The organism is Bradyrhizobium sp. USDA 4532 (genome assembly GCF_024171315.1).
Classification (GTDB): Bacteria; Pseudomonadota; Alphaproteobacteria; order Rhizobiales; family Xanthobacteraceae; genus Bradyrhizobium; species Bradyrhizobium australafricanum.
The window spans coordinates 1,567,994-1,582,254 of the sequence record NZ_JALJZN010000001.1 but is presented as its reverse complement, the minus strand read 5'-3'; the positions used below and the strand labels follow the sequence as shown (position 1 = coordinate 1,582,254).

At 64.3% G+C, this 14,261-nt stretch carries 20 protein-coding genes; 11 read left to right on the top strand and 9 right to left on the bottom strand.

Annotation, left to right across the window (positions count from 1 at the left end):
* Nucleotides 1-7 precede the first annotated feature (7 nt).
* Together cysK and J2R76_RS07660 are read left to right on the top strand one after the other, a co-directional pair.
* The gene (gene cysK / locus J2R76_RS07665; protein ID WP_141340407.1) at nt 8-982 is read left to right on the top strand and encodes a cysteine synthase A; all 975 of its coding nucleotides are present in this window, start codon (nt 8-10) and stop codon (nt 980-982) included.
* Between the two features lie 18 nt (nt 983-1,000).
* On the top strand, nt 1,001-1,240 hold the full coding sequence (locus tag J2R76_RS07660; protein WP_050400483.1) for a BrnA antitoxin family protein: 240 nt from the start codon (nt 1,001-1,003) through the stop codon (nt 1,238-1,240).
* An 86-nt stretch (nt 1,241-1,326) separates the two neighbouring features.
* On the opposite strand, the gene J2R76_RS07655 is transcribed toward J2R76_RS07660, so the two are convergent.
* The gene (locus J2R76_RS07655; protein WP_141340406.1) at nt 1,327-2,202 is read right to left on the bottom strand and encodes a DMT family transporter; all 876 of its coding nucleotides are present in this window, start codon (nt 2,200-2,202) and stop codon (nt 1,327-1,329) included.
* A 231-nt stretch (nt 2,203-2,433) separates the two neighbouring features.
* Between J2R76_RS07655 and J2R76_RS07650 the strand changes: the two genes are divergently transcribed.
* On the top strand, nt 2,434-2,832 hold the full coding sequence (locus J2R76_RS07650; RefSeq protein ID WP_057018605.1) for a RidA family protein: 399 nt from the start codon (nt 2,434-2,436) through the stop codon (nt 2,830-2,832).
* Between the two features lie 70 nt (nt 2,833-2,902).
* Here J2R76_RS07650 and J2R76_RS07645 read toward each other — a convergent pair whose 3' ends face one another.
* The 7 genes from J2R76_RS07645 to J2R76_RS07615 form a co-directional block, all read right to left on the bottom strand.
* A complete protein-coding gene (locus tag J2R76_RS07645) occupies nt 2,903-3,457 on the bottom strand; it encodes a hypothetical protein (protein WP_076828573.1) in 555 nt (184 codons plus the stop codon).
* The gene (locus J2R76_RS07640; RefSeq protein WP_076828571.1) at nt 3,402-3,761 is read right to left on the bottom strand and encodes a hypothetical protein; all 360 of its coding nucleotides are present in this window, start codon (nt 3,759-3,761) and stop codon (nt 3,402-3,404) included. Before J2R76_RS07640 ends, J2R76_RS07645 begins: the two co-directional genes overlap by 56 nt.
* A 192-nt stretch (nt 3,762-3,953) precedes the next feature.
* Complete coding sequence (locus tag J2R76_RS07635) at nt 3,954-4,553, bottom strand: formyltransferase family protein (RefSeq protein ID WP_018271570.1); 600 nt, start codon at nt 4,551-4,553, stop codon at nt 3,954-3,956.
* Between the two features lie 121 nt (nt 4,554-4,674).
* Nucleotides 4,675-5,964 carry a hemolysin family protein gene (locus J2R76_RS07630; RefSeq protein WP_141340405.1) on the bottom strand — a complete coding sequence of 430 codons (1,290 nt, stop codon included), beginning with the start codon at nt 5,962-5,964 and terminating at the stop codon, nt 4,675-4,677.
* A 161-nt stretch (nt 5,965-6,125) separates the two neighbouring features.
* The gene (locus tag J2R76_RS07625; RefSeq protein ID WP_141340404.1) at nt 6,126-6,383 is read right to left on the bottom strand and encodes a hypothetical protein; all 258 of its coding nucleotides are present in this window, start codon (nt 6,381-6,383) and stop codon (nt 6,126-6,128) included.
* Between the two features lie 128 nt (nt 6,384-6,511).
* The gene (locus J2R76_RS07620) at nt 6,512-6,727 is read right to left on the bottom strand and encodes a hypothetical protein (RefSeq protein ID WP_141340403.1); all 216 of its coding nucleotides are present in this window, start codon (nt 6,725-6,727) and stop codon (nt 6,512-6,514) included.
* A 193-nt stretch (nt 6,728-6,920) separates the two neighbouring features.
* Complete coding sequence (locus tag J2R76_RS07615) at nt 6,921-7,067, bottom strand: hypothetical protein (RefSeq protein ID WP_176936926.1); 147 nt, start codon at nt 7,065-7,067, stop codon at nt 6,921-6,923.
* A gap of 578 nt (nt 7,068-7,645) precedes the next feature.
* Here J2R76_RS07615 and J2R76_RS07610 point away from each other — a divergent pair.
* Nucleotides 7,646-8,497 (top strand): 3-hydroxybutyryl-CoA dehydrogenase, encoded by an 852-nt coding sequence (locus J2R76_RS07610; protein ID WP_141340401.1) that lies wholly within the window; start codon nt 7,646-7,648, stop codon nt 8,495-8,497.
* A gap of 156 nt (nt 8,498-8,653) precedes the next feature.
* On the opposite strand, the gene J2R76_RS07605 is transcribed toward J2R76_RS07610, so the two are convergent.
* Nucleotides 8,654-9,445, bottom strand: coding sequence for a hypothetical protein (locus tag J2R76_RS07605; protein ID WP_200844441.1), 792 nt, complete (start codon nt 9,443-9,445; stop codon nt 8,654-8,656).
* A 334-nt stretch (nt 9,446-9,779) separates the two neighbouring features.
* Between J2R76_RS07605 and J2R76_RS07600 the strand changes: the two genes are divergently transcribed.
* The 7 genes from J2R76_RS07600 (at nt 9,780) to J2R76_RS07570 (ending at nt 13,526) form a co-directional block, all read left to right on the top strand.
* Nucleotides 9,780-10,040 carry a DUF3551 domain-containing protein gene (locus J2R76_RS07600; protein WP_057018487.1) on the top strand — a complete coding sequence of 87 codons (261 nt, stop codon included), beginning with the start codon at nt 9,780-9,782 and terminating at the stop codon, nt 10,038-10,040.
* Nucleotides 10,041-10,128: 88 nt separating this feature from the next.
* A complete protein-coding gene (locus J2R76_RS07595; protein ID WP_016846117.1) occupies nt 10,129-10,293 on the top strand; it encodes a hypothetical protein in 165 nt (54 codons plus the stop codon).
* A gap of 37 nt (nt 10,294-10,330) precedes the next feature.
* A complete protein-coding gene (locus J2R76_RS07590) occupies nt 10,331-10,789 on the top strand; it encodes a hypothetical protein (protein ID WP_092083366.1) in 459 nt (152 codons plus the stop codon).
* A 523-nt stretch (nt 10,790-11,312) separates the two neighbouring features.
* Nucleotides 11,313-11,507 (top strand): hypothetical protein, encoded by a 195-nt coding sequence (locus J2R76_RS07585; protein WP_016846119.1) that lies wholly within the window; start codon nt 11,313-11,315, stop codon nt 11,505-11,507.
* 206 nt (nt 11,508-11,713) lie between these two features.
* Nucleotides 11,714-12,619, top strand: a complete 906-nt coding sequence (locus J2R76_RS07580) for a ribonuclease Z (RefSeq protein WP_057018604.1) — start codon at nt 11,714-11,716, stop codon at nt 12,617-12,619.
* A gap of 142 nt (nt 12,620-12,761) precedes the next feature.
* The gene (locus tag J2R76_RS07575; protein ID WP_057018484.1) at nt 12,762-12,998 is read left to right on the top strand and encodes a hypothetical protein; all 237 of its coding nucleotides are present in this window, start codon (nt 12,762-12,764) and stop codon (nt 12,996-12,998) included.
* 303 nt (nt 12,999-13,301) lie between these two features.
* Nucleotides 13,302-13,526 carry a hypothetical protein gene (locus J2R76_RS07570; RefSeq protein WP_158074204.1) on the top strand — a complete coding sequence of 75 codons (225 nt, stop codon included), beginning with the start codon at nt 13,302-13,304 and terminating at the stop codon, nt 13,524-13,526.
* Nucleotides 13,527-14,261 lie beyond the last annotated feature (735 nt).

The following is a 14,261-nucleotide window of genomic DNA, read 5'->3' as shown; positions in this document are numbered from 1 at the left end:
CCGCTTGATGGACGCGCCGTCGACAACGAGTGCAGTGCAACCCGGACGCGGCCGCGTCTTTGACTCCATCGTCGATGCGATCGGCTCTACGCCGATCGTGCGGCTGCGCAGATTGCCGCAGGCGGCTGGCGTCAACGCGACGATCCTCGCCAAGCTGGAATACTTCAATCCGGCAGCCAGCGTGAAAGACCGCATCGGCGCGGCGATGATCGTGGCGATGGAGAAGGCCGGCATCATCAACGCCGACACCGTGCTGATCGAGCCGACCTCGGGCAACACCGGGATTGCGCTTGCCTATGTCGCGGCCTCGCGCGGCTATCGGCTCAAGCTCGTCATGCCGGAATCGATGTCGATCGAGCGGCGGCGGATGCTGGCCTTTCTCGGCGCGGAGATTGTGCTGACCCCGGCCGCGCAGGGCATGAAGGGCTCGATCGCGACCGCGGAGGAATTGGTGCGCACGACGCCCAACGCTGTCATGCCGCAGCAATTCAAGAACCTCGCCAATCCCGAGATCCATCGCCGCACCACCGCCGAGGAGATCTGGAACGACACCGGCGGCAACATCGATTACTTCGTTGCCGGCGTTGGCACCGGCGGCACCATCACGGGCGTTGGCCAGGTGCTGAAGCCGCGCAAGCCATCATTGCGTGTCGTCGCGGTGGAGCCGGAAGAGAGCCCGGTGCTGTCGGGTGGCCAGCATACGCCGCACAAGATCCAGGGCATCGGCGCGGGCTTCATCCCTGACATCCTCGACCGCTCGGTGATCGACGAGATCGTCAAGATCAACAGTGCGACCGCGATCGAGACCGCGCGCGAGCTGGCGCGCAACGAAGGCATCCCCGGCGGTATCTCGTCGGGTGCCGCGATCGCTGCCGCCTTGCAGATCGGCAAGCGGCCGGAAACCGCCGGCAAAACCATTCTGGCGATTGTGCCGTCATTCTCGGAGCGCTATCTCTCTACGGTACTGTTTGAAGGAATCTGAGACACAGGAATCCAGCATATGGCTGACCAGCCGAGGCGACCGCGAACCCTGAACGATGCGCGCAGCGAAGCCGAGGCGGCGTTCAAGCGCGCCACCACCAAGGTCGCGGACGCGGTGCCAAAGACCGTCGCTGTCCCCGGCGTCCGTGAGCAGGTCACGCTGCGGATCGATCAGGACGTGCTGGAGTATTTCCAGGAGGGCGGCCCCGGCTGGCAGGATCGCATCAACGCGGCGCTGCGCAAGGCCGCCGGAAAGTAACACGCTTTCGAAACCAGGAGGCCTGGGACGATCCCCGGGCTTTGGCTGGCGGGGCGCGGCGACGCTGCGCGCGCATGGCGCGAGCGTCACCTCGCGCGCGCCGGCTTCCTTGCGGTCGGTTTCAGGTTCATGAGGTTGCCGGCCAGGATCATGGCCGCGCCGAGCACCGTGTAGACATCGAGCCTTTCGGCATAGATCAGCCAGCCGGCGATCGCCGTCAGCGGCACGCGGACGAAATCCATCGGGATCACGACAGTGGCGTCGGCGTGGAGCAGGGCGCGTGCCATGCAATAGTGCGAGAACGTGCCGCAGAACGCGATCACGGCGAGCCAGCCCCAGGTCGAGAGCGGCGGCCAGGTCCAGACATAGACCGCAGGCCCGATGCTCGCGAGCGATTGCACCACCAGCATCCAGAACATGATCGTCAGCGTCTGCTCGGTCCGCGTCAGCGACTTGACCACGGCGACCGAGATGCCGAAGCCGACCGCCGCGGCGAGCGCGATCAGCTGGCCCGGATTGATCGCGCCGGCCGCCGGCCGCACGATCACGAACACGCCGACCAGCCCAAGCACCATCGCGACGATCTTCCACAGCGTCATCCGCTCGCCGAGAAAGCTCGCCGCAAGGATCGCGGTCCAGATCGGCATCGTGAACTCGATCGCGACCACCTGGCCGATCGGGATCAATGTCAGCGCAAAGAACCAGCCGAGCTGCGCGCAGAAATGGATCAGGTTGCGCACGATATGGACGTGCACCCGTGCCGTCTTCACGATCGCAAACCCGCCATTCATGTGGATCAGCGGATAGAGCATCGCGAAGCCGAGCACGCCGCGCACGGCCATCAGCTGGAAGACGTTGACCTCGCGCGTCGCCTCGCGGCCGGCCACCGCCACGATCAGCATCAGCGCGAGCCAGCCGGACATCCACAATGCTGCGCGGGTCTTTGAGGGCGTGCGATCCATGACGGGGAACGGCGGAGGAGGGGTGCCCGGTATCGGCGAGCTGCCATGAATTTGCAACGCGCAATTCCGTCTGCGCGGTGATGCGTCACCCACGCGATCTCTGCTAAGCAGCATCGACTACGCTGTCATCCCGGGGCGCACGTGAAACGGGCGAACCCGGGATCTCGAGATTCCGGGTCTGGCTCTGCGAGCCATCCCGGAATGACGAACGCCAAAAAGGAGGATCTGCTCATGCGCGTCTTGCAACCGGCCGAATGGTCGAAACCCCGCGGCTTCTCGCACGGTGTCGCGTTCGACGCGCCCGGCAAGTGGATCGTGCTGGCGGGGCAGACCGGCGGCGACGAGAAGGGCGACTACGCCCCCGAGATGGCCGCCCAGGTCGGCACCGCGTTGAAGCGCATCATCAAGCTGTTGAATGAGGCCGGTGCTGGCCCCGAGCACATCGTCCGCCTGACCTGGTACCTGACCAGCCGCAGCGAATATGAGGCCGCGGGCGCCGGTATCGGCGCGGCGTGGAAGGAGACGCTCGGGCGCAATTTCCCGCCGTCCACCTTGCTCTATATCGACGGGCTGGTCGATCAGCGCGCCAAGGTCGAGATCGAGGTCACCGCATTCGTGCCTGCGGCATAGCACCGCTGGGGCGTAAACAAAAAGCCCTCGGGGATGACTCGAGGGCTTTCCAGGTTGGAGTTCGGATCGATTACTTCGACAGCGTGATGCTGGCGCCGCGGAACTGGCTGTCAGCCCTGATGGTAACGGCCTGCTTGTTGCCGGTGGTGCGCATCGAGATATCGGCGTTGAAGCCGGGAGCGCTGGCAACGACCTGGAAGTTGCCGCCGCCGCCGCGACCCTGCAACGAGCCGCTGACATTGCGGCTGGACTCGCTCCAATTGCCGCTGACCACGCTGCCTTCGGCCTGCACATCGGCCGCTAGGTTGAACTTGTAAGCGTCGCTGGCGCAGGTGAGGCTCATGGTCATCCGGGGCCCGCCGACGTGATACGTCGCCCGGCAGCGGATGCGCTCGCTGGAGCCGTCGTCCAGCGTGACCGAGCCGGCGCCCGACCAGGTGCCCGCCATGCCGGCGAACGGGCCGGACTGGGCATGGCCCGTGGTACTTGCGAGTGCGGTCACGAAAAACGCGGCGGCTGCAAATGCTGGCCGCCGCGCGATGGCAAAGAAACTTGATAGGCTGGTGATCTTACTGACGGGATGCTTCCCATCGGCCGCTGCATGGTACGCCAGCTGATGCCCCATTCCACTTCCCCGATCCGGAGTTGCCACTGAGTTGTCCGTTCGCATATGCACCATTGATCGAGACTCGCACAAGTCCCCCGCTGCCGACGGTGCCGGAGATCGCCGCGCCCTGTGCCGAGATCTTTCCTTCAGCGACGGTCACGGTCGAGCTCTGCGACGGTTCGCAGCTGCCGGTCTTGGTGACGACGGTGACGTTCCAAAGCCCGTCATAAGGCTGCTGAGCGGACACGGGAGCAGCGGTGAGGGCAGCAGCCGAAGCGACCGAAGTGACCAAAATCAGGTCGCGAATGCGGATCGAACGCATGAATCAAATCCCTGTAATTTCGTGTGATGACGCGGCTTATCCTGTCACAATGTGTTCAAAATTTGCTGCGTCGCGGGAGTCCCCAAATGTTCCTGTGAACTCAAACACATCATGGTGAATTCGGTTCCGGATCAGGAACGGAAAATCCGAGCATGGCTTTTCCGAACGAGGTATTGTTGTACTCTAGCTCGGTTAGTGTTTGCCAGGGCTCAGATTCGGCGCCTTGGTCGCGAACTGCTCATCCTGGACCTTGGCCGGCAGCGAGCCGTTGACCTTGCCATAGTCGATGACCTGGGCGAGCAGACGCAAACCGAGCGGCGCCAGCGCGCGCTCCCAGAGCTCGCGGGCGGTCTCGCCTTTCTTGACGAACACCCAGTCCTGCGCGGCGATCGCGCCGGCGTCCATGCGGTCGGCGAGGTGATAGATGCTGCCGCCGGCGATCGGATCGCCTTCCTTGATGGTCCACTCCACCGCGGCGATGCCACGGTGGCGCGGCAGCAGCGACGGGTGGTATCCGATGCCGCCGAGCCGGGACGCGGCAAGCGCCTCCCTGCTGACCCGGGCATGGCTGTGGGCGGTCACGATCAGGTCGGTGTCCGGCGCGATCTCGGCGGCCGTCACCAGCTTGGGATCAGCCTGGACAACGACTTCGATGCCGGCCGCCCTGGCCGCTGCCGCCAGCCGGTCCTCGCCGTCATGGACGACCACCCTGACCAGCGTGACGTGGTGTTCGCGCAGCATGTTCAGGGTCGTCACGCCGAAATGGCGGGAACCGACAAGGGTAATGCGCATCGGGATCTATTCCGTGGGGTTTACTCGGGGATTGCTCGGGCCGCCGCTATGCCGATAGCATACCGCGGCGGCCTGTTTCGCTGTCTTGCCCCTTATCAACAGGACGGCCGGGTGGCAAATGTCAGGCCGCCGGCTGCTTGCTGGCCAAAACCTTGTCGATGCGCCGGCCGTCGAGGTCGACGATCTCGAATTCCCAGCCCTGCGCGGCGGTTTTCGCGCCGACATCGGGGATCGCGCCGAATTCATGCAGCAGGAAGCCGGCCGCGGTCTGGTAGGGCCGCGGCGATGGCAGCGTGATGCCGAGCAGCTCGCTGAATTCCAGCGCCGGCATCCAACCGGAGATCAGGTAGGAGCCGTCGGCGCGCCGGACATAGGCCGGCTCGGCCGGTCCTTCCTCGGTGTGGAAGGCACCGACGATGGCCTCGAGGATGTCGGCGCTGGTGACGACGCCCTGGAAGGTGCCGTACTCGTCGTGGACGAGGCCGATATGCACTCTGGAGTCGCGCAGGATCGCGACCACGTCGCGGGCGTCGACGGTCTCCGGAATGATCGGCGCATCGCGCGTCAGCGCGCGGATGTCGGGCGTCTGGCCCGCGAGGTAGACGTCGAGCACGTCCTTGGCCTGCACGATGCCGAGCGCATGGTCGCGGTTGCCGTCGAACACCACGCAGCGCGAGTGACTGCTCTTTTGCAGCGTCGCCAGGATCTCGGCCGCGGGAGCGGCGAGGTCGATCAGGCTGACCTCGTGGCGCGGCGTCATCACGGCGCCGACCGGCAGATCGCCGAGCCGCATCACGCCGGCGATCATCTCCTTTTCGCCGGGCTCGAGCACACCGGCGTTCTCGGCCTCCACCACCAGCGTCTTGATCTCGTCCTCGCTGACGCGGTCCTGTGCATCCTCGCGATGGCCGAGCACCCACAGCAGCAACTTGCCGGAACGGTCGAGCAGCCACACCAGCGGCAGCGACAGCCGCGCCATCATGGTCATGGCCGGAGCGACCTTGACCGCGATCGACTCGGGATCGCGCAATGCGATCTGCTTCGGCACCAGCTCGCCGACGATCAGCGAGGCATAGGTGATCACGCCGACGACGAGGCCGACGCCGACCGCGTCGGCGACACTTGGGGACACGCCGAGCTCAAACAGCCATTGCGTCAAACGCTGGCCGAGCGTTGCGCCCGAGAAGGCGCCCGACAGCACGCCGATCAGCGTGATGCCGATCTGCACCGTAGAGAGGAACTTGCCGGGATCGGAGGCCAGTGCAAGGGCGCGGCGCGAACCGCTGACGCCTCGTTCGACCAGCGCCGCGAGACGCCCCGGACGCGAGGAAACGATCGCGAGCTCCGACATCGACAACAGACCGTTGACGACGATCAAGACCGCCACGATCGCAAGTTCCAGATATAGCACGGGAGTACCTAAACATTGGCGGCGTTGGCCGCTACACGACCCAATATAGGCATACCGGAGCGGTTTTGCTGTGCCTTGTCGGACGTCCCTGCACAAGCAGAGGGTGCGTATGGCCAGCATGCAGCAGGAGATCGCGGCATTTTGGCGCGCTGGCATCATGCCTAGGCGAGGATCCGCAGCGGCGGCTTGGCGAACCTCCTGCCCGATGAGGCGGGCTGCATCAGCATTCGTTTGGAGGCGGCTTGCAGTTGCACGCGCAAATCGGCGTTGCATTGCTTCATCTGGTTGCGCAATTCGCGGCGGGAGAAGGCGGTGAGCGAGGGGTCCGCGAGTTGCTGCCAGGCCTTGCGCAGCCATTCCTGCAGTTCGCGAATGTTCTGATCCAGAACCTTCTGATCAAACACGTCGGGCTGGGTCATGCCGCCAAATCCCACGAAGCGATCAGTTGCAAAGTAACGCTGATTCGCGTCGCTTCACCTAGCGCTATGTTGCGCGGGCGCGTTTGCGGCAGGGCAGATCGGAGGCGGCAGGCTTGTTCGTGCCCGCGTCAGCGAGCGTCGCCGGGCCCGGTGCGCAGCAAATCCAGCGCGACCGGCAGCGCGAGGGACAGCGCCGCGAGCATCGAGAGATGGCGCGTCTGCGCGGCGGTCAGGCCGAGATCGTATTGGGCGAGATAAGCCAGCATGATCGCGATGTAGGCGGCGACGCAGATTGCGACGGCGATGCTTCCGAAATCGGTCTTGCTGTCGGTCTTATCGTCCACGGCGGCACCACGTCGTTGCGGGAGCGGTGTAGTATGAGCTGGATCACGAGCGGAGGAGCCGCTCCGGCCAAATGGCTTCGTGCGTCACGACGGGCCAACTGGCGGAGGCAAACGTCGCGATCAGCATTCCGCAGCAACGTGGCCGCGGCGACTCCAGATCGGCCTTGGCGACCACCTGCCGCCAGCAAGCGGCCTAGCGGGGGCTGCGTTTCGGCTGGCCTTCGCGCGGAAGCTCGACCGGGATGTGGGGCGCGGTGCTCACCACGCGGGGGCTTCCGTCGGAATGGGTCTGGCCGTTGAGCAATGTCTCGAGCACCAAAAAGAATTTTTCAGCAAGCATGGGCGTAGCCCTCGTCGTCTAATGTCCTTGTGTCGCGGCGCGCCGCGGAAAATTCGATCAACAAAATGCGAGTCGCACCGGCATGGCGATGCTGCGGCGCAATGTCTCTCGCACGCAATCCGGGAGATTACGGCGCCCACGCCGTCAACCGAGGCTTGCGCGAAATAGTTGCCAGCTTCCTAACGATTGCCGGCGCGGCACGTGATGGCGCTCACCGTTCCTTCAAGGATGCACGTTATTGATAGGGGTATGGATCGTGACCAGGACATCGACGAGGGATTTGGATCGGCGCTGCGCCGCAGCTACGGGCGGCTGGCCTGGTGGATCGTCCGATTTAACCGCGTGCTCGAACCGTCGCGCGCGGCCGAACCGCCGCGCACCCTATCGCCGCCGCGGCCCGCTGTTCCGCCACGGCGGCCTGTCCCGCCGCGCCCCGAATAGACCTCACCGGAATACCAGCCTCCGCTGTATCGGCCGTGCGGCCGGACTGCTATTCATGCGCCATCCGCGGACCCCTCCGGTCCGCCGTTTTTGACGATGCGGCCGCGCGGCCACGCAAGCGACGAGGGACGAACGCAATGATTGAGACGGTTGGCATTATCGGCGCCGGGACCATGGGCAACGGCATCGCGCAGATCTGCGCGGCGGCAGGCCTCGGCGTGACCATGGTGGATATCTCCGACGCGGCGGTCCAGCGCGGCCTGAAGACGGTCGGGAGCAGTCTCGATCGGCTGGTCGCCAAGGAGAAGATGACCGCGGCCGATCGCGACGCGACGCTCGGGCGCATCAATGCGACCACCGACAAGGCCAAGCTCGCCGCCTGCGATCTGGTGATCGAAGCCGCGACTGAGAACGAGGAGCTGAAGGTCAAGATCCTGAAGGATCTCTGTGCGGGGCTGAAGCCGAGCGCACTGGTCGCAACCAACACCTCGTCGATCTCGATCACCCGCCTTGCAGCCTCGACCGATCGTCCCGACCGCTTCATCGGGATGCATTTCTTCAATCCGGTGCCGGTGATGGCGCTGCTCGAATTGATCCGGGGCCTGCAGACCTCGGACGACACCGTCGCCAAGGCCGAAGCGTTCGCCAAGCGAGTCGGCAAGGTGGCGATCACGGCGAAGAACAGCCCCGGCTTTGCGGTGAACCGCATCCTGTGCCCGATGATCAACGAGGCGATCTTCGCGCTGCAGGAAGGCATTGCCACCGCCGAGGAGATCGATGCCGGCATGAAGCTCGGCTGCAACCATCCGATCGGCCCGCTCGCGCTCGCCGATCTGATCGGGCTCGACACGATGCTGTCGGTGATGGAGGTGTTCTACACCGGCTTCAACGACCCCAAGTACCGGCCGGCGCCGCTGCTGAGGGAGATGGTCGACGCCGGCCATCTCGGCCGCAAGACCGGGCAGGGGTTCTACAGCTACAGCAAGTGAGGCCGGCGCGCGCCCGACCCCGTAATCATCCGGGATGGATCGCGCGGACAAGGTCGCGTAACGACAAGACCTGATCCGCCACGAGGCGGGGGACATCAGAAACGAGGCCCGGTCTCCTAGGCACACCGGGCCTCGTTTTTTTGTGGGATACCGGGCTCAGTTGGCCGATGCGACCGGCGTGACGCCGGTTTCATCGGGATCGGCGCCGAACAGGCCGACGAGGAACTTGTAGTAGTCCGGCATCTTCTCCTTCAGCGTGGCGCGCGTATAGGGTTCGTGCTCGGAATCCTTGCCGGCCAGGAAGATGCTCGCCGTCACCGCGAAGAACTCCTGCTGGTTCTTCAGCGCATAGGCCTCCTTGGCGAACAGCTCCTTCGATTTGGCCTGGCTGAGGAAGCCCTTGATGCCCTTGTTCTCAAAGCCGTTCGGCATCAGCCGCGCGTGATAGGCGTGAAGGAATTCGTGCAGCAGCACCGGGTCCTTCGCGTAACGCATCATGTTCGGACGCATCCTGATGATGCCGATGCCGGAATCGAGCGCAAGCGCGAGCGGATCCGAATTGGTCCATTGCTGCTTGTCGTGATCCCAGATGGTGACGTCGCGGGTCGTGCCGCGGTCCCATTCCGGCGGCGTCAAGCCATAGCAGGCCGCTGCCGCGCCTTCGTCGAGACACGCCATCTCGCTCGCAACGATCGGCACGCGATGGAAGAACTGCAACACCTTCGGGCTGAAGCCCGCGGTTTCCACGACGTCGAGCTGGCGGCGGACCATGTCGGCGATGCTGGTGACGTCCTTGCGGTCGGCGTTCTCGGAGAGATCGAAGACGTAGCCGCGATATTTCTCGACGCTGCTTGGTGCCGCCTCGGACGCCCCCGACATTCGTGGTCCGGCAACGGCCGCTCCGGCCGCAAGTGACAGGATCATTGAAGCAATGAGCGTGCTGCGCATGATTATCCCCCGTGCGACGAGCCCTCTCCGGGTGTCGTCGTCCATTGAGCCGCGCGGGAGACTAGGGCAGCCGCCTTGCGGCGCGCTTAAGTCGTACATTTCAACCGGGCATCTGCGATTAGGCGCCGGTTAACTACATGCGCTGGGATGGCCCGGCGGGCAGCGGGTCTGGAGGCCGCGGGGGCCGATGACCGGTCAGCCGGTCCTCACCGTGGCGCGACCGGGCTTTGAGCCATCGTCACAGCTTCTTGAGGCGGTGCCCGGAAACCTCGCAGATCCTGCCGCCGTACCTAGATCAGCGGCTGGGAGCCGGATTGAGCAAGGAAACACGATCATGCGCAGGACGAATTGGGCAATTCTGGCGTTCGCGGCGCTCGGAACGAGCTGGATTGTCGGTTCCGCGTCGCCTGCGGCGGCCGATCCCTACGAGTATCCCTGGTGCATCCAGGGCCGGCAGGAGGGATATCCCGGCTATTGCGGCTACCAGACCTATCAGCAGTGCCAGGCATCCGCGTCGGGCCGCGACGCCTATTGCGGCATCAATCCGCGCGTTGCCTTCAGCCAGCAGCGGTTGGCGCCGCGGGCGTTCCGCTGAGCGGTGCAAGGAGGTCGGGCCAAGCGACCGTCGGGCACGATGGTTGCATAGCTGACGGTCGGATCATTTTTTCTGCCTTGGAGCGAATATGGGCGAGATCATCAGGTTCATCTCGAAGTCCGAACGCGAGCGTGCGCGTCTGATCCGCGAGGCGCGTGCGAATTATGAGCGCATCTTTCCATCGGCCGACCCGGCTGATGCGCAGGGCGCCGCAGACGAGGGCAGCGGCAGCGAGGCGTCGTCGAAGCCGTAGCGCGCCGGTATTGCGCGCAAGGGGAGGCGGAGCGGCGATGTGGCAGCGTTTGTGGCAAACTTGGACGATCGACAAGCCGGCCGCGCTTGGCGATTGGCTGTGGCAGATCCTGGTCGTTGAGCTCGCCGCCTTGCTCGATCGGCTGACGTTGCGGAAGCTGATCGCGCTGATCCCGGTTGCGATCGTGATCGGCGCCTATTGGCACCGGATTCCGCTTCCTCCCGAGCTGATGCTGGTCGGCGATGTGCTGGCCTATATCGACATTTTCTCGATGATCTTCCTGATCGGCTTCTTTACCCGGGTTGCGACGGTTGTGGCGGTCGTCAGACAGGCTATCGGTCTCGTCCGCGGCGTGATGCAGCATGTGCCGATGGCGCTGCACAGGTTTGGCGTTCGTCACCGTCGCGCCAAGGACAGCACGCGCCGCAGGCGGCTCACGCATGCGAAGACAGATGACGATGGCGCCGCCGGCATGGCAGGCCTGGCTTGGGCCTAGTCCGACGCGATGTGGCGGTGACGAACGCGATCGTGGCGTCTATCGCGGCTGCCCGGCCTGATCGCCATCATCCGCCTTCGGCCGGGCCGGGCTGTGCGCGGACGCGCCGTCCTGGCTCCGCCGGTGCGAACTGGAGAGGTCGGTCGCGCCGTGCTGGGATCGATGATACGCGATACCCATCTGGAAACTCCAGACGCCGAACAGCAGCGCGCCTGCCACACAGGCCGCCACGAAAGCCCAATCGCGTTTCCTCATCGGTCCAACAAAGCCAATTCGATACCGCACCAACCGCGTGTGTTCCGAGGCTCGCCAAGCGAGCCCGCCGCATTGTGAGACGATTGCACGCGCTTGTCGATCCGCGCGGCTCACCCTCGCATCGGTCACGGAGCGGTGGTCATCAAATCATGCGTCCAGAAACACTCCGACCAGATTGCGCGTCCCCCGCAACAAACTTGCCAAACTTTCACTAGGGCGCTGGCGCACTGAGTTCGAAAATGTAAGGACCCGATCGGACGATTCGCGAATGACCGAACTTGAGGAGCTCAGATATTTCGAGCATCAGTGCCTGGAGATGGCGGAGCAATCCACGCTGCCGGATGCCCGCCGCGCGCTCCAGATCCTGGCGCGCAACTACGCCGCCGCGGCCGAAATCGTCGAACGGCGCGCGCAATCCGCCAACACCGCGCTCGCGCAGCTGTTTCGATGCTTGAGGCTGTGACCGGTTGAGGGCGTGACGAGGGCGCCGGTCACGACGACCGATCCCGATGGCGCGGATGCGGTCTGCGCCTAAAGCCGCCGGCTTCAGGACCTTTCGGTCCACCGTCGTCGGCATCGAGATGCTTGAACACATCGGGCGACGCTGCCATCAGATTGCGCGATCTCGGCGGCGTGGCGCCGTCGGCAGTCGGAAGGCGAGGTGCTGCGATGTTCTCGCTGACTTTTCTGGGAACGTCGGCAAGCGTGCCGTCTCCCGAGCGCAATCACCCGGGCATTCTCGTCGAGGCAGCCGGCAGTCGTATTCTGGTCGATTGCGGCGAGGGAACGCAGCGCCAGCTGCTGCGGAGCGGCGCCGGCTTTCGACGGCTTGATCACCTGCTGCTGACCCACGGGCATTTCGATCATGTGCTCGGCATCCCCGGGCTGTTTTCGACCCTCCGGTTGCGGCAAAGTTCGGATGCGATGACGATTCATGCCGGGCCAGGCACGCTCGATGTCGTCGTCCGGATGCTGGCAGGCCTGTGGGGCGAGGGCAGAGCGCCGATCCCGCTTGATCTGGTGCCGTTAAGCGAGGGGCGAGTCCTCGACGCCGGCGAATTCACCGTCGATTGCTTTCCCGTCCGCCACCGGGATACGGACAGCTTCGCCTTCACCTTTCAGAGCGCGATACGCCGGCATCTCCTCCCGGACCGGCTTCTGGCGCTGCGCGTGCCTGATGGGCCGGTTCGCCGGGAGCTGGCGGAGGGGCGGCAGGCGAAGCTGGACGATGGTCGCACCATCGATCCGGAGCAGGTGCTTGGCCCGGCCCAGGGGCGAAAGAAGCTCGTCATTGTCGGTGATGCTGAAACAACCGAGGGGCTGGCTGAACACGTCAGGGACGCCGACGTGCTGGTGATCGAAGCGACGTTTCTCGAGCGCGACGCGGCCATCGCGCGCGACTACGGGCATTTGACGGCCAGCGAAGCCGCCGCGCTCGCAGCGCGGAGCGGGGTCAAGCAGCTCGTCCTCACGCACATCTCCGGCCGCTATCCGGACGAGGACATTCTGGCGGAGGCGACGAGGACTTTCCCGAACAGCAGGATAGCCATCGACTTCGACCGCATCGCTATCTGAGTGCGCGCCGCACGAACAACGTTTCATTAACCCGACTCACGCAACGTCGTTTCAGGCCATCTGGATGGGCCGCTAGCAGAAGGCCGCCACGAGTGACTACGTGGCGGCCTTTTGCGTCCCACAGTGTCAAGGGAGACGACCGATGGACTACGGCGCCTTCACCGACGCCAGCCTGAAGATGATGTACGAAGCCGTCCGCGGTGCGCTCAGAGCCGACGACGAATTCGAGGCAGCCGGCGAAGAGCCAAAATTCCGCGTCCGCGCGACGCCCGAGTGGAAACGGCATGCCGGCAGCCTCGAGGCCGAGATGCTGAAGCGAGGGATGCAGCTCGATATCATCGACTGGACAGGCGGTCAGGGCGAACTGCCGTTATCTTGACGGCCGAACTCCAGCAGCGTTCCGAATGTTCGCTCCGAATTGTGCGCTGAACGGCGCGCTTGCGCCGTCATGCGTCGCGCTCCCCCTCGGCGCGGGGGTAAACTTTGTGAGGGGGGCGGTTTTCGTTGTGCCTTGAGCTGTTCCCCGATCGTTCCCTTCCAACGGCGACGTGGCCCGCTCAGAACGTCCCGTGGCCAAAGCTGAATTTCGCAAGGGCCTAATTGCTCCACCGATGCGCCGCCATTTCGCCGCGCCTCGTTCGCTTTGCCCAACTCTGTTCATATACCTTACGAGGTAACACAGATGTCATCTGTTCGCGGTTTGTGTCGCCACCGATCGGGGTATTCGATCCAGCTCTGCCTACGGCTCGGGCTCAAGGGCGTCCGTCAAGGCCTGCTTTATGTGTTCGGCCTGTTCCTTCGTCAGCTTCTCGGCGAAGTGGCCGTCTTTCTTCAACTGCGCTGGTCCCTTGAGCTCTCGATCATAAACCATCCAGTCGGTGCTTCCTCTCCGAACGACAAACCTTGACTGTAGGGGCGCTGCGTATCTCAACGATACCTCCCAATGAATCCAGCTGCTCGTCTCCAAAAGACACATCCGGCGACAGCTTGTTCCTGAACCGGGACACTGAAATTTCCTGCGCCACCTAAAGAGCAAGGCTCATGCCGGAATACACGCGCCTCCGACCGGTCCGGAGAACCGCAGGCAGGCTCGACGCAAGCGACGCCGAACGTGATGACTGCGACAGGGAGAGCAACGAGCCGTTGGCGTCCGAATGCGTCTGGTCCGAGCATTGGGATTGCAGTTCTGACCGTCCCGAAAAATTACGCCGCCGGGCCCGAAATGAGTTGTCCCGGCGGCGCCCTGTTCTTCCAGCCTCTGGGCCCTGAAATCCCCAGCGCCGAAAACCTACTAAAGATCACGCCGAACAACTGTGGCTTGGTTCACACAAAATTAAGAACAAGAGCCGGCGCCAGGGCCCGGGCCGGCTTCCAAACACCACGAGAGCGATGTCACTGCCACACGGAAATTTCGCGAATGTTTGGGAGGGGGACTACTTGGCTCAAATGGTTTCAGCGGCCCGAGACATCGGTGACATCTCGTACCGGACACATGGGTACACTTTCCGCTGTTGTTCTGCGGGAGGTGTGGATGCCGTGGAAAGCGAGTTCGGTGATGGAAGAGCGCCGTCGCTTTGTCGCCTGTCTTCTGGACGAGGAGGCCATGGCGGACGTCTGCCGGGAGTGATGCCGTGTTCCGCGT

Excerpts from the sequence above, each read along its gene's own strand:
- cysK (WP_141340407.1), top strand. The coding sequence starts at position 8 with ATGGACGCGCCGTCGACAACGAGTGCAGTGCAACCCGGACGCGGCCGC.
- J2R76_RS07660 (WP_050400483.1), top strand. The coding sequence starts at position 1,001 with ATGGCTGACCAGCCGAGGCGACCGCGAACCCTGAACGATGCGCGCAGC.
- J2R76_RS07655 (WP_141340406.1), bottom strand. The coding sequence starts at position 2,202 with ATGGATCGCACGCCCTCAAAGACCCGCGCAGCATTGTGGATGTCCGGC.
- J2R76_RS07650 (WP_057018605.1), top strand. The coding sequence starts at position 2,434 with ATGCGCGTCTTGCAACCGGCCGAATGGTCGAAACCCCGCGGCTTCTCG.
- J2R76_RS07645 (WP_076828573.1), bottom strand. The coding sequence starts at position 3,457 with ATGGGGCATCAGCTGGCGTACCATGCAGCGGCCGATGGGAAGCATCCC.
- J2R76_RS07640 (WP_076828571.1), bottom strand. The coding sequence starts at position 3,761 with ATGCGTTCGATCCGCATTCGCGACCTGATTTTGGTCACTTCGGTCGCT.
- J2R76_RS07635 (WP_018271570.1), bottom strand. The coding sequence starts at position 4,553 with ATGCGCATTACCCTTGTCGGTTCCCGCCATTTCGGCGTGACGACCCTG.
- J2R76_RS07625 (WP_141340404.1), bottom strand. The coding sequence starts at position 6,383 with ATGACCCAGCCCGACGTGTTTGATCAGAAGGTTCTGGATCAGAACATT.
- J2R76_RS07615 (WP_176936926.1), bottom strand. The coding sequence starts at position 7,067 with ATGCTTGCTGAAAAATTCTTTTTGGTGCTCGAGACATTGCTCAACGGC.
- J2R76_RS07610 (WP_141340401.1), top strand. The coding sequence starts at position 7,646 with ATGATTGAGACGGTTGGCATTATCGGCGCCGGGACCATGGGCAACGGC.
- J2R76_RS07605 (WP_200844441.1), bottom strand. The coding sequence starts at position 9,445 with ATGCGCAGCACGCTCATTGCTTCAATGATCCTGTCACTTGCGGCCGGA.
- J2R76_RS07600 (WP_057018487.1), top strand. The coding sequence starts at position 9,780 with ATGCGCAGGACGAATTGGGCAATTCTGGCGTTCGCGGCGCTCGGAACG.
- J2R76_RS07595 (WP_016846117.1), top strand. The coding sequence starts at position 10,129 with ATGGGCGAGATCATCAGGTTCATCTCGAAGTCCGAACGCGAGCGTGCG.
- J2R76_RS07590 (WP_092083366.1), top strand. The coding sequence starts at position 10,331 with ATGTGGCAGCGTTTGTGGCAAACTTGGACGATCGACAAGCCGGCCGCG.
- J2R76_RS07585 (WP_016846119.1), top strand. The coding sequence starts at position 11,313 with ATGACCGAACTTGAGGAGCTCAGATATTTCGAGCATCAGTGCCTGGAG.
- J2R76_RS07580 (WP_057018604.1), top strand. The coding sequence starts at position 11,714 with ATGTTCTCGCTGACTTTTCTGGGAACGTCGGCAAGCGTGCCGTCTCCC.
- J2R76_RS07575 (WP_057018484.1), top strand. The coding sequence starts at position 12,762 with ATGGACTACGGCGCCTTCACCGACGCCAGCCTGAAGATGATGTACGAA.
- J2R76_RS07570 (WP_158074204.1), top strand. The coding sequence starts at position 13,302 with ATGTCATCTGTTCGCGGTTTGTGTCGCCACCGATCGGGGTATTCGATC.